The organism is Gilliamella sp. Pas-s95 (assembly GCF_009795795.1).
Classification (GTDB): domain Bacteria; phylum Pseudomonadota; class Gammaproteobacteria; order Enterobacterales; family Orbaceae; genus Gilliamella; species Gilliamella bombicola.
This window is the reverse complement of record NZ_WTFC01000005.1, coordinates 70,117-88,460: the sequence shown is the minus strand read 5'-3', so window position 1 is coordinate 88,460 and position 18,344 is coordinate 70,117. Positions and strand designations below refer to the sequence as shown.

At 35.0% G+C, this 18,344-nt stretch carries 15 protein-coding genes, 1 tRNA gene and 2 pseudogenes; 7 read left to right on the top strand and 11 right to left on the bottom strand.

Going from position 1 to position 18,344, the window contains the following annotated elements; translation table 11 throughout:
- On the top strand, positions 1-1,422 hold a 1,422-nt coding region (locus GQ598_RS02470; protein ID WP_160402206.1), incomplete at its 5' end, for a hypothetical protein.
- A 168-nt stretch (positions 1,423-1,590) separates the two neighbouring features.
- Here GQ598_RS02470 and GQ598_RS02465 read toward each other — a convergent pair.
- Entirely contained in the window at positions 1,591-2,226 is a 636-nt protein-coding gene (locus tag GQ598_RS02465) for an NAD(P)-dependent oxidoreductase (RefSeq protein ID WP_160402205.1), read from the bottom strand.
- A gap of 140 nt (positions 2,227-2,366) precedes the next feature.
- On the opposite strand from GQ598_RS02465, the gene GQ598_RS02460 reads away from it, so the two are divergent.
- Positions 2,367-2,702, top strand: coding sequence for a helix-turn-helix domain-containing protein (locus GQ598_RS02460; RefSeq protein ID WP_160402204.1), 336 nt, complete (start codon positions 2,367-2,369; stop codon positions 2,700-2,702).
- 29 nt (positions 2,703-2,731) lie between these two features.
- On the opposite strand, the gene GQ598_RS02455 is transcribed toward GQ598_RS02460, so the two are convergent.
- Positions 2,732-3,259, bottom strand: a complete 528-nt coding sequence (locus GQ598_RS02455; protein ID WP_160402203.1) for a hypothetical protein — start codon at positions 3,257-3,259, stop codon at positions 2,732-2,734.
- Between the two features lie 607 nt (positions 3,260-3,866).
- Here GQ598_RS02455 and GQ598_RS02450 point away from each other — a divergent pair.
- Positions 3,867-4,130 (top strand): TM2 domain-containing protein, encoded by a 264-nt coding sequence (locus GQ598_RS02450; RefSeq protein WP_160402202.1) that lies wholly within the window; start codon positions 3,867-3,869, stop codon positions 4,128-4,130.
- A gap of 392 nt (positions 4,131-4,522) precedes the next feature.
- Positions 4,523-4,792, top strand: a pseudogene (locus GQ598_RS02445) (RtcB family protein); the annotation flags it as partial.
- Positions 4,793-5,119: 327 nt separating this feature from the next.
- Here GQ598_RS02445 and GQ598_RS02440 read toward each other — a convergent pair.
- The 7 genes from GQ598_RS02440 to GQ598_RS02410 all read right to left on the bottom strand — a co-directional run bounded on the left by GQ598_RS02440 (position 5,120) and on the right by GQ598_RS02410 (position 12,274).
- Complete coding sequence (locus GQ598_RS02440) at positions 5,120-6,118, bottom strand: peptide ABC transporter ATP-binding protein (RefSeq protein ID WP_160402200.1); 999 nt, start codon at positions 6,116-6,118, stop codon at positions 5,120-5,122.
- A complete protein-coding gene (gene dppD / locus GQ598_RS02435; RefSeq protein WP_160402199.1) occupies positions 6,108-7,085 on the bottom strand; it encodes a dipeptide ABC transporter ATP-binding protein in 978 nt (325 codons plus the stop codon). Before dppD ends, GQ598_RS02440 begins: the two co-directional genes overlap by 11 nt.
- A 13-nt stretch (positions 7,086-7,098) precedes the next feature.
- Positions 7,099-7,989: a dipeptide ABC transporter permease DppC gene (gene dppC, locus GQ598_RS02430; RefSeq protein WP_160402210.1), complete on the bottom strand. Its 891-nt coding sequence runs from the start codon at positions 7,987-7,989 to the stop codon at positions 7,099-7,101.
- A 47-nt stretch (positions 7,990-8,036) separates the two neighbouring features.
- Positions 8,037-9,053, bottom strand: a complete 1,017-nt coding sequence (gene dppB / locus GQ598_RS02425; RefSeq protein WP_160402198.1) for a dipeptide ABC transporter permease DppB — start codon at positions 9,051-9,053, stop codon at positions 8,037-8,039.
- 118 nt (positions 9,054-9,171) lie between these two features.
- On the bottom strand, positions 9,172-10,785 hold the full coding sequence (locus GQ598_RS02420; protein WP_160402197.1) for an ABC transporter substrate-binding protein: 1,614 nt from the start codon (positions 10,783-10,785) through the stop codon (positions 9,172-9,174).
- Positions 10,786-11,531: 746 nt separating this feature from the next.
- Positions 11,532-12,002, bottom strand: a complete 471-nt coding sequence (locus GQ598_RS02415) for a GNAT family N-acetyltransferase (protein WP_370516519.1) — start codon at positions 12,000-12,002, stop codon at positions 11,532-11,534.
- Positions 11,999-12,274, bottom strand: coding sequence for a DUF1778 domain-containing protein (locus tag GQ598_RS02410; RefSeq protein ID WP_065561594.1), 276 nt, complete (start codon positions 12,272-12,274; stop codon positions 11,999-12,001). Before GQ598_RS02410 ends, GQ598_RS02415 begins: the two co-directional genes overlap by 4 nt.
- Positions 12,275-13,022: 748 nt before the next feature.
- Here GQ598_RS02410 and GQ598_RS02405 point away from each other — a divergent pair.
- Entirely contained in the window at positions 13,023-14,087 is a 1,065-nt protein-coding gene (locus tag GQ598_RS02405; protein ID WP_160402195.1) for a DNA cytosine methyltransferase, read from the top strand.
- Positions 14,088-15,986 carry an ATP-binding protein gene (locus GQ598_RS02400; RefSeq protein ID WP_160402194.1) on the top strand — a complete coding sequence of 633 codons (1,899 nt, stop codon included), beginning with the start codon at positions 14,088-14,090 and terminating at the stop codon, positions 15,984-15,986.
- A 194-nt stretch (positions 15,987-16,180) separates the two neighbouring features.
- On the opposite strand, the pseudogene GQ598_RS02395 reads toward GQ598_RS02400, so the two are convergent.
- Both GQ598_RS02395 and GQ598_RS02390 read right to left on the bottom strand, forming a co-directional pair.
- Positions 16,181-17,202 (bottom strand): annotated as a pseudogene (locus GQ598_RS02395) (IS3 family transposase).
- Positions 17,203-17,611: 409 nt separating this feature from the next.
- Positions 17,612-17,687, bottom strand: a tRNA-Phe gene (locus GQ598_RS02390).
- A 159-nt stretch (positions 17,688-17,846) separates the two neighbouring features.
- Here GQ598_RS02390 and GQ598_RS02385 point away from each other — a divergent pair.
- Positions 17,847-18,284 carry an FxsA family protein gene (locus tag GQ598_RS02385; RefSeq protein WP_160402193.1) on the top strand — a complete coding sequence of 146 codons (438 nt, stop codon included), beginning with the start codon at positions 17,847-17,849 and terminating at the stop codon, positions 18,282-18,284.
- Positions 18,285-18,344: the final 60 nt, after the last annotated feature.

The following is an 18,344-nucleotide window of genomic DNA, read 5'->3' as shown; positions in this document are numbered from 1 at the left end:
TGGTTATTAGGGCCGTCGTTACTATTCAAACCGAGGTTATTGTTTAAACCTTCATTGTTATCTAAATCGGCATTGTTCTTCGTGGTATTGTTGTTGTCGTATTCACAGGGTTCTGTGGCATTAACGGCAAATACAACCAATACTATTCACGGAAGTGCGCCATATTTAACATTTGATGGAGGTCGAACAAAGGCAACGGATACAGACAGCTTTTTTGCAATAGAGTTGCCGAATGGTAGAACTATCACGCCTTCAACTAACACATCGAGTTCTACCAATCCGATAATGTTACCTAGTGGTAATTATACATTTAATGATATTCATATGGTGATACCGTTGGAGGCAACATATACCACTTTAAGTCGTCTAATGAGCGAAGGGAAGTGGGGAGATGATGATGGAGATGGCCGGGGGGTTAATGGAGGAGTAACAGCATCAGGTATTATATCGTTATCAATAAAGGATAAAGATGGCAGAACTGTTCGTAGTCGTGGTGAGACATTAAGTAGATGTAGTGCCCCGTATAAGGTAACTTTAAGTAGTGCAGGGGGAAGTATAACTACACGATATGGTTTGCCGAATAGTACTACTTTTAGTGAAGGTGCTGCGACGTATTACATCAAGCCAGATTCTTCTGGTGGTTGTTATTTTGCGAGTCACGCAAGGCCGAATCGCAACCATGGCACAGGCAATTACGCCGGCCCAGCTAACATATGGGACCCTAATAAGGGTTTTTTAACTCAGTCTACAAATTCATCCTCTTACGGCCAAAATTTTCCTACAACGGGTGCTGATGGGTTGTATTTTGACTTAGAGATGCCTACAGGAGTTAATGCAAGTCAGTTGACATGGTCTGTTGTCACGAATGGTGATATAGAAGCTACAGTCAACTGGGTGTCAAATAGGACAAGGGTAAAATTAAGCGGTCCTAGGGCTAGTGATACTCAAATAAACTCAAATAATCCTAGTCCTCTAGATGTACCCTCTTTGCCACAGAAGTTTGAGTTGGTCGGTGGGGATGGTCAAGGTAATCAGGTGAGGTATGGGTTTGTCTTAAAGCAGTGGTTCGTCCATCGGTATGATAAACGGGATACACAGTCTAATCAAATATCTTGGTGTAGTAGTTTGGGTTATCGTGCGCCACAGGTTAAGGATTTAACCAATGCAGTCAGAACTGGTAGTTATCCTATTTCTGGCGCCTTGCCTCATTCATCTGGTAATAATTACCAGCGTAACATAGGTGCAGGATTTTTCACGGAGTGGGGCCGCATTTTCAACTACGCTGATGCGGGCTTCGCCTACAGCCTCTACTGGACGAGCGACGCAACAGGTAGCAAGGGGGTCCTTGTCGGCCCGACCGACGGCCATGTCATCAGCGACGGTGCTTCCTACAGCAATTATGCTGTTTGTACCGCACCTTAGTTTTTAGCGTTTATTCCTTAATCCTTGGGCCGCGGGGGCGGTTATGGTGCCTGAGAGGACAATCTAACAAAGAATAACGCCCCCGCGCAAGTTGGGGGCTACAACTTGGCTCTGTTGATGTTTTTTGTGATAGAGCATTTTTTTTGTTATTAATAAATTTTAGCAATATCACTCACTAGCAACGGTAAAACGTTGCTTAATATGCTTCGCTTTTTCTGCCTCATCAATCATGGCAATTGCATAATCGGCATAACTGATTTGGCTTTTTCCTTGGCTGTTAAATAACACCTCTTCACCACCCAAGATATAATGACCAGTTCTTTCCCCGTCAGCGTTAAACTCAATGGCTGGGCTTAAATAAGTCCATTGCACATCATCGCACGTTCTAAGCGCATCAAGTGCTTTGGCCATATTAGTGGCTAATGGTTTAAATGCCTCAGGAAAATCAGGTGAATCAACCAAACGTAGTGAATGCTGTGGATTAACATATAAACTGCCTGCTCCCCCAACCACTAATAGGCGATTTGTTTTACCGCTTAATATATCCGTTAAATGCTTTAAACTGGTTTGATGTAACGGCAGTGATTCCAGTGCCCAAGTACCAAATGCATCGATAATCACATCAAAGGGTTTTAAATCAGTATAGGTTAATTCGAATAGATCTTTAATCATCACGGTTGCTTTGGGATCGAGCTGTTGACTTGCTTTACGCACTATTGCGGTAACATCATGCCCTCGTGAAATCGCCTCTTTTACTAAAAGTTGCCCTGTTTTACCACTCGCACCAATGACTGCAATTTTCATATTTTGCTCCTTTCAAGCGTTTAATGATTAATATGATATAAGAATGGTTTTAGATTAGTCTTTAACGTTTCTACTGTAAAGTAGGTACCAAATAGTGCTATAGTATCTTTTTTGAAACTATTGTTGAATTTTAAGCATTAATGATTAAATTAAATGAAGAAAACCCCGTTTGTCCTGTTGAAATAACATTAATGTTAATGGGCGATAAGTGGAAAGTCTTAATTGTACGAGACCTGCTTACGGGAACCAAGCGCTTTGGTGAACTAAAAAAATCGCTGACCGGCATCTCGCAAAAAGTCTTAACTCAGCACCTGCGTGCTATGGAAAAAAATGGGTTATTAACTCGCAAAGTGTATGCCGAGGTTCCGCCAAGAGTTGAATATACGTTAACCGAGGTTGGACAAAGTCTAAAACAGGTACATGATGCCATGTTAGCGTGGGGAAAGGCTTACAACAAATTAAAAGCGGATGAGTAATCTTTTCCTCATCCGTCAATCAATCATAATTAGCCGTCAAATGCTTCACAGCCAAAATAAAACTCATCTGATTTGGCATTTTTGTCACGACCGATAAGAATGATACTAGGAAAATGATTTTCTTTTGTGATTGGGGCTGTATATCGATAATATTGACCTATATCACCCCAAGACATTTCTTCTTTTAAATCGGCTGGGATTGGGATTGCCCCCATTGCTTTGGCAAATGTATCTATATCACCTTTAGCAATCGCATAAAAGTATGAACCACTATCGCCTTGGTGTTTAATTTGCGATACAGTCGTATTCATTATTTCCAGAGGTTTGGCAAAGTGATACTCTAAATTAATCAGCCCATCATCTTCTAAGTTTTTTACGGTAATGTTTTGTTGGTTAAGTTGTTTAACCACTTTTGCATCACGACCATCAATCGGAGCAACCTTGCATAATAAAGCCGCTTTAAATTGTGCTTCAATTGTATTATTTGTTTCGGTCGCTAATGCATATGTTGAGAAACCGAAAATGAGCAGTGAACTGCATAAAAATCTGTATGGCACCTTTATTTTTTCCTTTTAAAATCATCATTTCAATTATTTTATATTATTGCAAAAAATAAATGATTGATATTACATCTTATACCAAATTTGTGATTGACAATGAATTAGAATGCATAATTTTATAGCCTAATTTAACCAATTTCTTTTGACTAGTAACAAGATCATTTTATGTAAAAAAATTCAATCCGATATGTGTACATAACACTTCAATTGGACGGGATAAAAACATATTGGTTTTTAGGTGTTAACTATATAAGTCTTGTTTAGATTTACATGGGATTAATATAACTTGCTGTATTTTCATTGTTATGATTTAAATTTCTAAATTAAAACAAAGCATTGATAGTTTACAATAAAGTATCGGTTGTATATAATGTCGCACTCTTTTCTAAAGAGAAAAGTTGTAGGAAAACAGTAAAGTAGAGGTTAAGCACGTTAAAATCCAATATTTTTTTCATGTGTATTAACTGTTACAGCAATCATTGAAAATTAAATTGTTATGTAGTTATTTTTTTACATTATCTGTTTAATAATCAATAAGTTTTTAATTATTATAAATATTATATTTATTTGAATTATCTTTTATTATTTAAAGTAAGGAGTTTTTATGGAAACCAATTCTGATTTTGTAGGAAGTAACCGTTCAGTTGTTGTAGCTCTTTTATTGTGGTTTTTTTTCGGTACATTTGGTGTTTATAGAATGTATTTAGGTAAAGTTGGTACAGGTATTTTAATGCTTATATTAACACTATTAGCGTTTTTGACTTTTGTTTTTTTTATCGGTATTTTTATATTTTTAGGGCTTTTCATCTGGTGGATAATTGATTTAGTTAGAATACTAAAATCACCTAAAATGGCTAATATGCCTTAATTTTGAAGTTTTAAGGACGATATAATTACTAAAACGACAAAATTAAAAGATTATTTTATTAATCCTGATTTTATCTTTAATAGTAAGCAAACTGAAGTAGTTATAACAATTATTGAGAGGAGACTTCTTTTTAAAGAAGTAAACCTAATTGAATTATAGCTTTCTTCCTAAAAGTTGAAATTTTAATTTAATTGAAATTTCAACTTTTACCTACAATCATTATTCTTGCATTTTCCCTGTTCATTAATTTTATTAAATCAACCTTAAATGCTAGTAAGTAGCATCAATTAAAAAAATCTTTAATAAATTGCGAATGACTAATCAAATAATGATTTCAAATTATATCAAATTTTATTCTACAGAAGTTGTAAATATCCCAAACTTAGTACAATGTGGCGGTTGGTAAAGGGAATTCAGATTGGTTATGGTCTTGCTCGCATGGTGCGGGTAGAGCTGAAAGACGGCAATCAATGCGTAGCAAAAAAGTGGTGATTGATAAGGTTAATTTGCCATGGCAATGTATTACCTTAAAAGAGGAACGTCTACGTGAAGAATCCCCTGCGGCTTATAAACCGATCACACCGGTAATCGAATCGCAAGAAAATGCTGATTTAATTCAGTCTTTGGTAAAACTTAAACCTTGGATCACGTTTAAAGCGTGATCAAGCAAACAGCCCAAGCTTTGTTAGTTTGGGCTGTTTTTATAATCAATTACTATTCCAAATTTTTAGCATTGTATTTTGTTTATGTTGTAATATCACTAGGTATTGAGTTTGGAATAAATTGCGCAATAAAAAGCTTTAAAGATTGAGTTTGTTTTACTCATCTAGCTCTCGGCATTATTAACCCAATAAGTTTGAGACAATATTTTTTCCTTTTAACCGATTTAGCATTCATACATGACAATCGACAATCCCTATTGCAAACAAGAGAAATACAATAAATAGGTTTATTATAGAATTTAGTGACAGAATTAACCATCAACTTTATTATTTATTATTATTTTTTTCCTCTATACAAAAACAGGCAATGTTATGTTCGTTATAATTAATCAGCTGCGGTTGTTCAATTGTACAACGTGGAAATGCCAAACGGCATCGAGCATGAAAAGCACAACCCAAAGGAGGGTTAAGAGGGCTTGGTAACTCGCCGTCTAATTTAATTCTATCTCGCCTAAGATCTGGATTTAATCGTGGTGTTGCTGATAATAGTGCCTGCGTATACGGGTGCTTAGGGTTATGATAGATTTCATCTTTCCGTCCTTGTTCAACGCAACGGCCTAAATACATCACCATTACTTCATCAGCAATATGCTCAACAACGGAAAGATCATGAGAAATAAAAACATAAGATAAACCAAGTTCTTGCTGTAGATCCATCATCAAATTTAGCACTTGTGCACGCACAGAAACATCTAATGCCGAAACAGGTTCATCGGCAACCACTATTTCAGGATCAAGCATTAAACCTCTTGCGATAGCAATACGTTGCCGTTGCCCTCCTGAAAACATGTGGGGATAACGATTATAAAACTCTTCTTTCAAGCCAACTTTTTGCATCATTGATAGCACTTTTGCTTTACGATCATTTGCGGTTAAATCCGTATTGATAATTAGAGGTTCTTCTAATATGGAACCGATTTTTTTGCGTGGATTGAGTGATGAGTATGGATTTTGGAAAACGATTTGGATCTTTTGGCGACGCAATTTTTGAGCTTGCAGATCATCATCTAACAGATTCTGATCTTTAAAATAAAGTTCTCCCGATGTGGGTTTTTCGATCATGGTCAATAATCTTGCCAATGAAGATTTACCACAGCCTGATTCACCAACAATTGCAAGTGTTTTACCTTTACCTAATGTAAAAGATACACCATCAACAGCTTTAACTTGTTTAGCTTCAGAAAAAAAACCAGTTTTAACATGGTAATACTTTGTTAAATTTCGGGCATCAAGCAGTAATTGTTTATTTTCCATATTATTGTTCATATTGTGGTATCCCTTCGCTCGATAATGGATAATGACATTTTACTTTTCTAGTTTCACTATAGCTAAATAATGCTGGCTCTTGGGTATAACAACGTTCAGTAGCATAAGGACAACGCGGATTGAGTAAACAGCCCATTGGTCGATCATATTTCCCAGGTACAACACCCGCTAACGATGCTAACCGCTCTTTATCTTGCGTAAATTCAGGCAGCGAGCGTAATAATGCTTGCGTGTAAGGGTGTAATGGCTTTTTAAAGATAATTTCAGCATCACCTATTTCAACGACTTGTCCGGCATACATGACAATAATTTTTTGCGCTGCTTCAGAAACTAACGCTAAATCATGCGTAATCAAAACTAATGCCATATTATTTTTGCGTTGTAACTCAAGCAATAATTCGATAATTTGTCCTTGAATTGTGACATCCAGTGCGGTTGTTGGTTCATCAGCAATTAATAGTTTAGGGTTACATGCAATTGCTATTGCGATCATGACGCGTTGGCTCATACCACCAGATAATTGATGCGGATAAACGTTTAATCGATTTTCCGCATCAGCAATACCCACTAATTTAAGCAATTCAATCGCTCTTGCTTTGAGTGCTTTTTTACTGCCACCTTGGTGAATTTTCAAGGTTTCAATGATTTGATAACCTACGGTAAAACATGGGTTTAAGCTTGTCATCGGATCTTGAAAGATCATTGCCACATCTGCACCGACAATTTTACGACGCATTTTAGTTGACAGCTGTTGCAGGTCTTTACCATCAAAATGTAATGCATTGGCATTGACTTTACCTGGAAAGTCAATTAACCCCATAATAGCGAGAGAACTTACTGACTTTCCTGAACCTGATTCACCCACAATGCCAACAACTTGTCCTTGTTCAACCTCATAACTAATGTGATCTACCGCTTTAAATCCACCAAATTGAACAGATAATTCTTTTACTTCTAATAGTGCCATAACTGTATCTCCATTACTGCTTCAATTTAGGATCAAGCGCATCTCGCAAACCGTCTCCCATTAAGTTGAAAGCTAACACGGTCATTAAAATGACTAAACCAGGAAAGGTAACTACCCACCATGCAGATTGTGCAAATTGCAATACGTCAGCAAGCATGGTTCCCCATTCTGGTGTCGGCGGCTGTGCACCCATGCCTAAAAAACCTAATGCAGCCATGTCTAAAATCGCATTAGAAAATCCTAATGAAGCTTGCACAATTAATGGTGCCAAACAGTTTGGCAGTATATTTATAAACATTTGCCGTAAGGCTCCTGCTCCAGCAACTCGTGAGGCAATGACATAATCTTTATTAATTTCAGCAATCGTTGCGCTACGGGTTAAACGGACATAATGTGGTAATGCAACAAAAGCTAATGCCATTGAAGCATTAATAATAGATGGACCAAATATCGCAACTAAAACAAGTGCAAGTAATAAGCTGGGTAAAGCAAGCATGATATCGACAGCACGCATAATTATATTATCTAAAAAACCCCCTACATAACCGGCAATCAATCCCACTGAAATTCCTAAAATCAATGAGATAATAACGACTAAGCAACCAACTAATAAAGATAAACGCGCCCCATAAATGAGTCTAGATAAAATATCCCGCCCCACATCATCAGTCCCTAAAATAAATTGCCAACTGCCATCTTTCATCCAAACCGGTGGCGCTAATAAGGCATCTCTAAACTGTTCAGAAGGAGAATGCGGTGCAACAAAATTAGCAAAAATAGCGAGTAATACAACAATAATAATAAAGACTAATCCAACGACAGCACCTTTATTTTTTGAAAAATAAAACCAGAACTCACGCATAGGCGTTAATGGTTTAGGTTCAACCAAACTGGTGTCCCTCATATTGGTTGATTCAGTAATAACCTGTTTATTCATCTGTAAACACACTCTTATTTATGTCTAATACGCGGATTGATAACGCCGTACAACACATCAACTAATAAATTTACCAAAATAATCATGACCGCAACAATTAAAACGCCACTTTGCACTACGGGATAATCTCGACGTTGCAGCGATTCAATTAACCAACGACCAATTCCCGGCCATGAAAAGACGGTTTCGGTCAATATTGCACCAGCAAGCATTGTACCAACTTGTAAACCGATGACTGTCACCACAGGAATCATCGCATTGCGTAATGCATGAATAAGGATGATTCGCATTCGACTAACGCCTTTAGCTCGTGCAGTTCGGATATAATCTTCACTCAACACTTCTAACATAGAAGAACGGGTCATGCGGACAATGACCGCTAATGGAATGGTACCTAATACAATGGACGGTAAAATTAAGTGAGTAACGGCATCGATAAAATCTTCTGTTTCGCCCCATAGTAAAGTATCTATTAACATAAATCCGGTTAAAGGATTACTTTCATCTAAGAAAAGCATATCACTCACACGGCCTGATACTGGGGTTAAATTTAAGTGCACAGAAACTAACATTATTAGCATCATTCCCCACCAAAAAATTGGCATGGAGTAACCTGTTAAAGATAGTCCTATTGCTGTGTGATCAAATATTGAACCGCGTTTTACAGCGGCAAGTACGCCGATTGGGATCCCAAAACTAATTGCAAACAACATCGCGCAAAATCCAAGCTCAAAGGTGGCTTTAAAGCGGGGTACAAATTCATCCCATACCGGAATTTGGCTTTTAAAAGAGATGCCTAAATCGCCATGAAGCATGTTTATAATATATTGAAAATATTGTTGATACAGTGGTTTATCTAAACCCAGTTGAGTCATTAATTCAGCATGGCGCTCTGGGGTTAAGCCTCGCTCTCCTGCAAGGACCGTAACGGGATCACCCGGAATAAGGTGAACAAAAATAAAAGTCAGCAGTGTAATACTAATAAAAGTCGGAATAAGTACACCTAACCGTTTTAAAATAAATTGAAACATGTAGTGGCTCTTAAATATTGCTTCTAAACTATCGTTTATAAAATAGATTTATAGCTCTAAATTTAGCAAAACCCAACGTAGTGATTAACCACACCTGGGTGGTTAATCGCAAGGAATACTATTTTTCAAGCGTAACTTGGTTAAAATTATGTAATGCTAAAGGAGCCATAATGTAGCCTTTAACCTCTTTACGCATCGGCAAATAAATCATTGAATGTGCAATCATTAATGCAGGTGCTTGCTCACGCATCTCAACTTGCGCTTGTTTATATAGCTCCACTCTTTTTTCGTGATTTGACTCAACACGAGCTTGCTGTAATAAATCATCAAATGGTTTATAGCACCAGTGTGAATAGTTTGAACCTGCTTTAACCGCATCACAACTCATCAAAACAGAATAAAAGTTATCAGGATCACCATTATCCCCCGACCATCCCATTAACACTGCATCATGTTCACCATTACGAATACGAGATAGATATTCTCCCCATTCATAACTCACAATTTTAGCTGTTACACCAATTTTAGCCCAATCAGCTTGGATCATTTCAGCCATACGGCGTGCATTTGGGTTATATGGACGTTGTACTGGCATTGCCCATAAGTTGAGAGTAAATCCGTTTTCTAATCCTACTGATTTTAATAACTCTTTTGCTTGCGCTGGATCATAAGGATAATCTTTTACTTCATCGTTATAACCCCACATAGATGGTGGAATAAAGTTTTTAGCCGGTTCAGCCGCGCCTTGAAAAACAGCTTTTATAATCGCATCTTTGTTCACGGCCATATTTAATGCTTGACGAACTTGCAACTTATCAAGTGGTGGCTTATCTATATTGTAGGATAAATAGCCAATATTAACCCCAGCCATTTCTTTAACAACAATATTATTGTCTGATTTCATTCGCTCAATATCTGCTACATTTGGATATGGCATTGCATGACATTCTCCTTTTTGTAACTTGGCATAACGAATTGCAGGATCTGGTGTAATTGAAAACACTAAACGATCAAGCTGGGCTTTAGGGCCAAAATAATCGGGATTTGCTTTATAAAGAATTCTTGAATCTTTTTGGTATTGAACAAAAGTAAACGGACCAGTACCAACGGGGACTAAATCAACTTTTTCGGGTGTGCCATTTTTAAGCATCACATCGGCATATTCGGCTGATAAAATAGAAGCAAATGACATTGCTAAATCGGCTAAAAAAGGGGCTTCTGGATGGTTTAATTCAAATACGACAGTATAGTCATCAATCTTTTTAATTTCTTTGATTAAATCTGGAAATCCCATACTTTCAAAGTATTCATATTGCCCACCTGAAACGTTGTGATAAGGATGATTCTTATCCTTTTGTCGCATAAATGTAAAAATAACATCATCAGCATTTAAGTTTCGGGTTGGTTTGAACTCTTTATTGCTATGCCACTTAACATCATCGCGTAAATGGAAAGTATAAGTTAAACCATCTTGGCTGATATCCCAAGATTTCGCTAAAGCAGGTTCAATTTCGGTAGTACCTAATTTAAATTCCACCAAACGGTTAAAAACAGGAACTGCACTCGCATCCATTGAAATACCGCTGGTCACTAACTGTGGACTAAATGTTTCAGGTGAAGCCTCTGCACAATAAACTAATGTTCCTGCAGCATGAAGTTGTGCACTAGCAAGCATTGTTATTAGCCCTGCGCCCAACAAAAATTTACGTTTATATTTCCTTAGATTCCTCATAAAATCACCCCAATTATTGAACTGTAAACCTATTTTGTAATACTTAACCAAAGTTAAGATCATCATATTTATAATATTTTTTAAATACAGATTGAGTAAAATGTGCCAATTTTGATTTTTACATCAATTAACTTTTATTTAAATTTATATTTTCGCTATCTATCGCACTAATATGGTGCAAAAATGCACCATAATTAAAATTACGATATTGCCTAGCAATCTACAATAACATTCCATTTTTGATTAAAATAATTTCTAACACGAGCATAACGGAAGTCAAGTGCTGTGTAACAGATATAACATGCAAAAATAGTGCCATTTTTAATTCACATTAAAGGCAATACTAAAAAAGAGCATATAAATATGTTCTTTGTATTTTGTTCAATTTATATAGTTCTAAATTTATTATAGAGTTTGTTTCTTAATAATTGATTTTTATAGAATGTATTATAATTATTGTAAATAAAATAATCATTAAATTAATGATGTAAAATTAACTTATTACTGGATTTAGCTTAATTTCAGTTGAACACAGTTGAGGAGTAAAACAAGAAGAAAAGCTTATCTGAAAAGGCTTTAGGCATAAAAAAACAGTTAAATGCAGGTCTTAGAATTTGGTGATTGGGGCTCGGATACGGGTTTAAGCCTTGTGGTTACTGGATTTAAAAAATTTAGATGAAAAATATACCCGTATTTGTATCCCTAAATTGAGCTACTTTTAAAATGTATAATTAAGCTCAATTTTATTACCATAAAGAGATTAGCATTGTTCTTTCCTGAATTCCTGAATCAACAAATCCAAATTTAATATAAAACGCATTGGCTTCATCTGTTAAGCTATGTACCAATAGTGCTCTAGATCCAACTTGTTTAGAGACTTCTTTCGAGCGTAATATAGCATCTTTTAATAATGCCGCACCTAATCCTTTTGCTTTGTAATTTTTATCAATAGCTAAACGGCCTAAGATAATAACCGGAATAGGATTGGGCATATTGCGCTTAAATCTACTCAATGTTAGTTGTCGATGTTGGATACTACCAGTTGATAAACAATAAAAACCGATTACTTTGTTATTGTCACAAATCACAAATGTACGCGAAGCACCACTCTTTTGATTTTTTAAGGATTTTTTCTTCAACCATTCATTCAAAGACAACTCTTCACAATCAAATGATGTAAAATCATGATGTTCATTCAATAAGTGCGGCGCTTCTATTTTTCCCATGGTGACTTCCGAGACAATAAAGCTTGTATTTTTTCATTACTATCAAAAGAGGCTTCTATTGCATGATTGAAGGCATTTATCTGTTCATCGTCGATTAAAAAAAGACGCTGATCAAGCAATACATCTTCAGCCTTTGAGCAGGCCGCTTCTAAAATAAAATCAGTGCGTGATTTAGATAGTAAATGAGCCGCAATATCAATCAATTCTTTTTGGGATGCCTTAGCTCTAATATTAATAGGCGATTCTTTGGTTTCAGTTCTCATTTTAATTGCCGTTTTTTAATTTAGTATGAATATGCATTGTATAGCAAATTGATATACAGGTGAAGTGGTGTTTAAAAATCAAAGAAATAATTAAATAGCATAAATGCCAGTGAGTATAAAACATTAAAACAAGCAGCATGGTTTTCTACGTTAGTTGTGTACTAAGTTGGGGGTATGTACAGGTTTGGCTTATCCCATTCGCCAAGGCGCCTTAATTCATTAAAAACAGCTCTAAAATAGATTAACTCTTTATTTAATGAAATTGCTTTCTTTTTTCTGTCCGGAAGAATTCGCTGGACATTCTTTTTTTTACGATAATTGGTAAATGTTTTAGCGGTAAAATTATCAATCAATGAATTATTAACACATTCACAAATAAAAGTTAAAATACTTTTTACCTTTTCACCATTATCAGTGCTTAATAATTAAACCAAGTATTAATTAAATCAGAAATTCTCCGGAGATAAATCTTTTCACCTAACCACGGCTTATCATTAGCTTGTTCTTCTAAATAATTTTCATTAGCCAACGTCTTGCCTTTGGTCGCAAAAGTCTTACGTACTCGCCGACCACCACCAAGGTATTTTTCAAAAAGCCATTTACCGCGAGTTTATTTGAGGACTGACAAAGTTGATTTCTTTTGAAATTATGATATTTATATATTTATATATTATAATAGAGAGTTAATTTGAGTATAAAATCAAAAAAATTAACCTATTGATTTATTATTGTATTTAAGGTCTGTATTATGAAAATAGAAGCAGTTGATTTGTTTTGCGGGGCTGGGGGATTGTCATACGGCTTAATGAAAGCAGGTATAACTGTGAATGCTGGTATTGATTTTGAAGAGGCATGTAAATACCCATTTGAGCAGAATATTAATAATGCAAAATTTATTCATTACGATATAAGTAAAATTCCTGAATCACTAATAATTGAACAATACAATGCCGGTACAATAAAATTGTTAGCAGGTTGTGCTCCATGTCAGCCATTTTCATCACTTAGTTATAGCCTCACCAAAGATCGAAAAAAATCAGATAAATGGCCTTTGTTAAATCATTTTTCTAGATTGGTATCAGAAGTAAAACCAGATTTAGTAACAATGGAAAACGTCCCTCAATTAAGTAAAGAAGATATATTTCAAGATTTTTTAAAACTATTAGTTTCTGAAGGCTACCATGTATTTTATGAAGTTGTAAATGCTGAGAAATATGGTTTACCGCAAAGACGTAGAAGACTTGTTTTGTTGGCATCTAAATTAGGTGATATACGATTATTAACACCAGAAGAGTTAAAAATTTCTCGAAAAACAGTAAAAGACGTAATTTATGATTTACCAAAAATAAATGCTGGAGAGAAAGATCCTAATGACATGTTACATTTTGCTCGCGCATTAAGTGATATTAATTTAAAAAGGATGAAAGCATCTAGGCCAGGTGGAACTTGGAAAGATTGGCCAGAATCATTACGTTTAGAATGTCATAAAAAAGATTCTGGAAGTACCTATACCAGTGTCTATGGGCGAATGGAATGGGATAAACCATCGTCGACAATAACAACTCAATGTACACATTTTGGCACTGGTCGATATGGTCATCCTGAACAACACAGATCAATTACACTTCGAGAAGCTGCTATACTTCAATCCTTTCCTAAGGATTATAAGTTTATTGAAAAAGAAGAGGATTTTTCTTTCAAAAAATTAGGTTTAATGATAGGCAATGCCGTTCCTGTTGATTTGGGTTATGTAATAGGAAAATCTTTTGAAGAGCATATAAAAAATTTTAAACTAATTGAGGATTTGGACTAAATGGAAAAAGAATATAAATTGAACATTGACCCAAAAATACTTGAATTACTAGGACCTAGCTTATATACAAATATTTATTATATATTAGCTGAATTAATTGCAAATGCATATGATGCAGATGCGCATAATGTATACATAATTGCCGATAAAGATTATATCGCTGTTGAAGATGATGGAACTGGGATGTCTTATGAAAAAGGTGATATCGCTAAATATTTGAATGTCGCAGGAACATCCAGACTTACGGCTGAAGATTCTGTTACAAAATTGAACAGAAATAAAATGGGCAGAAAAGGTGTAGGTAAACTTGCGGCTCTTTCTGTTTCAGAAAATGTATTTATAAAAACTATTTCTAATGGTGAAAAATCTGGATTTATATTATCTAGAAATATAAATCAAGGAAATTTATTAACACCATTGGATGAAAATGACATTACATTTTGTAAAATATCGGGTAACGGTACAGCTGTTGTAATGACACATCCACAATACAAATTACATTCAACTTTGAATGCAATCAAAAGAAATTTATTAAAAATTTTCCCGTTGGTTAGTAATGACTTTAAAATTCATATAATAAGAGATAATGAAGAAATTATAATTGATAAATTTGATAAAGAAATGATCAAAGAATTATCTACCCTTATAATTTTAGGGGATGAATTTGAATATCTTAATGAATTTTTTACAACGCCATATGATGCTCAAATAAATGAATTATTAAAAATTCAGCCAACAAAAATAATACCTATAAGAATGGCTGATAAACAGGGAGATAAAAATGATTATTCTCTTGAAATAAAAGGATGGATCGGTACCTATATGACAACTAGAGGTAGAAAAGTCGAAATGACCGATTTTCCAGATAATTTTATTTCATTATATTCCAACAAAAAAATGGGAGAATTCAATATATTACCTTTTGTTGGACAAAATAAACTACCTGAAGTATATGTTGTAGGTCAACTTCATGTTGATATTTTTGAACGAACTGAACTTCCTGATATGGCATTAAGTAATAGGCAGGGTTATAAATCTGACGACCCTCGATATCAAGCTGTTTTAGCATTTGTTAGAAATACCTTGTTACCTGATGTTTTAAAAATACGCGACTATTTTGTCACATTAGGAAAGGAGAAGAAAAAATTATTAGATATTAAAAAACAAAAAAATTTAGAAATAGATTTCAAAAAGTCAGTTGATACTTTTAGAGAAAATACAACCAATAATGCCACATCAAAAATATCATTATCTTTAGGTTTAGATAAAGCTAAAGAGGAAAATATAAAATCAATTATTGCAGAGCAAATAAATACTAACAGCCCTGATATGGGAATAAAAAGCAAAATTGACTCACAAAAGAAGAAAATCTTAATCAGTCAAACATATCCAGATAAAGATTTAGCTGATATAGTTTATGAGATGTTGTTATTCAATAATGTACCGCCTGAAGATATCATTTATACTAATTGTGATGATGAAATTTCTCGTATCCCAGAGGGTGATGTTGGTAATAGTGGTATATACGGTTACTTAAGACAGTTTTTTGTTGATAGTTATTCCACTCAAAAAATATACGTCATATTTGTTACTAGTGATAATACAAAAGTTTCGTGGGGAGCTTTAGTCGAAGTTGGGGCTGCCTGGATAACACAGATTGAACATAAAATTTTTAATATTCGTAACTTTAGACCAGAACATCCTCTTGATGATGAACAACAATGGCATTCAAGTAGCCGAGATCCCGAGGATGATAATAAATTATATATGCCAAAAGTCAGCGCTGATATTTTTTGTCAAAAAATTGAATACATTTGTGACAAATTAGAATACACAAAACAAAAAAGGATTGATAACATGAATCGTCTACAAACATTAGTGAAAATAACAACAAAGTAGCCCTAAACGGCTACTTTACTATTGATTCGCTGCAAGATCACTAAAATACTCGTCATATCAAAAATATTAATCACCGAAGTTAAATAGAATAAATGAATGAATGATCAATTTCAGACTGTTTTGCTTTTTTTTCTACCTGTGGGTCAATATTTCTTGTAAATACCCCAAACTTAGTACAAGATTCAAGTAGAAAATCATGCTGCTTGTTTTAGTGTTTTATACTCAATAGGCGTCATATTATTTAGTGCTTCATGAGGTCTTTCGGTGTTATAACTGGTTAGCCATTCTTCGGTTACCTTTCTTACTTGTTCCAGATTATTAAATAAATATAAATCTAATACCTCTGTGCGATTAAATCGTTCAATATACCCGTTTTGATATGGGCTGCCGGGCTCTATATAATCAATGGCTATATCATGTGATTTAGCCCAGTTTATCTAAGTAACGAGTAACTCTCCCTGCCGGTAAGCTTACTGCAATATCAATACCTAATGCCTCACGATTAAAGTCATGGATGACATTGAAGGTCCTAAAGCGCGTTGATTACGGATACTATCACTCATAAAATCCATTAACCAGCATTCACCTTGTTTATTAGGAACCAATAGCTTTTCTGGTGTTCGTGGGGGGATACGTTTTTTACGTTTAGCCCTAATATTAAGTTTCAACTCACAATACACCCGATACACTCGTTTATGGTTCCATTTATAGCCGAGCTTTCTGATACGATTAAAGCATTTAGGAAAGCCCCAGCGTAAATGCCGGTCTGTGATAGCATTCAACACCGAAATAATCACCGAATCATCCTGTAACTTAGGTTGATAATAGTAAGCACAACGGCTTAAGCCAACAATGGCACAACTCATAGCAATAGTAACTGAATGATTTTGTTGTAGTTGCTGTGCCCACGTTTTACGTGCCTTTGTGGGCACTAAAGCTTTTTTATAATTTCTTCCTGAAGCTGGGATTTTAAGCTCAGTTCGGCAAACATCTGCTTAAGCTTGCGGTTTTCAGCTTCCAGCTCCTTTAAGCGTTTGATGTCCGAAGTTTCCATGCCGCCGTATTTTTCCCGCCATTTATAGAAAGTTGAATTACCCATGCCATATTTACGGTACAGTTCTTTAACGGGAATACCCGCTTCAGCTTCTTTTAAAATAGCGACGATTTGATGTTCAGTCATTTTTTTCATATTTAAATCCCCTTTTACTTTTATCATAGAGAATTTTCTACTTTTTTGCTGTACTATTTTAGGGGATAGTTACACCGAGCTAAATTGGGATTTATCAGGGTAAATGTCTGCATAGAGCTAGCATGAAAAATCATCAATGCCGACAAATAAATATCTTCTAGTTTTTCAAATTACAGTAAACAACGCAAGTAATTTCTACAGCATAAATTAAATGCAAGCATTCTTCCATAACCCTTGCAAACAAAGGCTTTAAAGCTATTTTATGGATACACGCCATTATCGAACCAAATGTATCCGGGTTTGTATCCGATTTTCCTCTTGATTTGGGGTAATTCCAGTTGAATTCGGTTGAGTAGTGAAACAAGGTGAAAGGCTTATCTGAAAAGGCTTTAGGTATAAAAAAACCTGCTAGAAGCAGGTCTTAGAATTTGGTGATTGGTGCCCGGACGCGGAATCGAACCACGGACACGGGGATTTTCAATCCCCTGCTCTACCGACTGAGCTATCCGGGCAACAATGGATGCACATTAAACACGATTCGTGATTATCAGTCAATCCTTTTTGTAATATATTTTAAAAAAAATATATTGTTTGATTGAAAAATAGCTAATCACCTTCATATTAATAGCTAGTTTCTAATAATATGTCTTTATGCTTATAGGAATTGTTATATGCGATTTATTGGTTTTATTATTTTTTTTATTTACGTTTATTGTGAGGTTAGTTTTTTCATTGCAGTTGCAAATACAATTGGGGTTTTCCTCGCTTTAATTTGTATTATTGCAACGTCTATTCTTGGTTTTTCATTAGTCAAGACTCAAGGTTTGAAAAATCTTAGTATTATGCAACAAAAAATAGCAAATAAACAAAGTCCTAAAGATGAAATCATTAAAAGTGTTGCCTTGCTTTTCGCTGGTTTTTTATTGTTTATTCCGGGTTTTTTGACCGATATTTTAGGAACTGTTCTTTTAATACCTAACGTTCAAGAGCATATTGTGAAGTTTATTGTGCGAAAAATGCCGATTAAATCGAGATTTGTATCGTCACAAACACTTTACCAAAATAATGATATTATTGAGGGTGAGTTTAAATATAAGGATGATGAATAAATAGTCAATTAAAAAATTTTTTATTTTATCCTCTTGAAGAGTTTGAAATAATCCCCATGT